The sequence below is a fragment of the Fodinibius sp. GM108 genome, assembly GCF_058386985.1.
In genome coordinates this window covers 1-1,073 of record NZ_JBYEIR010000023.1, presented here as the reverse complement: position 1 = coordinate 1,073, position 1,073 = coordinate 1, and the positions used below count along the sequence as shown (strand labels likewise).

2 protein-coding genes are annotated in these 1,073 nt (G+C 38.8%); both read left to right on the top strand.

Annotation, left to right across the window (positions count from 1 at the left end):
* The coding region (locus ACT3ID_RS18930) for a hypothetical protein (RefSeq protein ID WP_491543630.1) at positions 1 to 189 on the top strand (189 nt) is incomplete at its 5' end.
* Between the two features lie 192 nt (positions 190 to 381).
* A partial coding sequence (locus ACT3ID_RS18925) for a hypothetical protein (RefSeq protein ID WP_491543629.1) occupies positions 382 to 1,073 on the top strand: 692 nt, incomplete at its 3' end.

Genomic DNA, 1,073 nt, shown 5'->3' with positions numbered 1-1,073 from the left:
TATCAATTGAGAAGTATCCGGTTAAACAATAATGGTTTGACAGGGAGTATCCCATGTGATTTTTGGGAGAAAATAGACAATTCTGATTTACAACGTGCTGCTCTTAATGATAATAATTTTACTTCTAACTGCACCAGTTCAATGAATAATACGCAGGGCGACACCCAAGTAGGAGGTAATGACTTTTAGTGGAGTAAATTCCTAAATAAAAAACCTTAATTCATTAAGCCGTAATTATCAAAAAAAGATAGTTACGGCTTTTTTTATTTTGAGATAAGTTTCATCAAAGATAATTGGTATTAAGATTTATTTATTTAATCTTTTTTTGTATAAATTTTTTAGATTTTTCTATTTAAAATAACTAATAAAAGAGGGGTTGGAATGAAATTAAAAATGATAGGGGGTTTATTTGTTCTTTTTTTAATTGTGTTGACAAGTTATGAATATCCACAAGAAGTGAACAGCGTAGAAGGCGACCGCCAGACACTGATGGACCTGTATGAGGCGACGGGCGGCGACAGCTGGAAAAACAACATCGGCTGGGGCAGTGGCGATCCGTTGGACTCCTGGCACGGCATCGAAACCGACGCCGAAGGGCGAGTGACGCGCGTGGATCTGTATGACAACGGACTTAGCGGACAGCTGCCAGAGTCGATCGGCAACTTAAAGAAGGTCAAGTATCTGAACGTCAAGAAAAATAAGCTGACCGGAGAAATACCATCGTCGATAGGAAATATGGAAAGTCTTGAGTGGTTGATATTAGCCGGTCGTAACTATGAGATCGGTGGTACGCTTAAAGAGCCCCCGCAAGATTTCCATATTGCTTATCATCAGGGAAAGCGATATTCAAACATGAATGACTTTAGCGGACATATTCCGTCTACTATCGGACACTTATCTAATCTACTTCGTCTTGAAATAGCAAATCAACCTAATATTAAAGGGCCGATTCCTTCAGAGATAGGGAAGCTGTCAAAGCTGGAGGGTTTGTATCTTAGCTTTAATGACTTTTCTGGAACTCGTCTTCCCTCAGAGATAGGCAATTTAACAAATTTAAAGCAGTTATATATAGC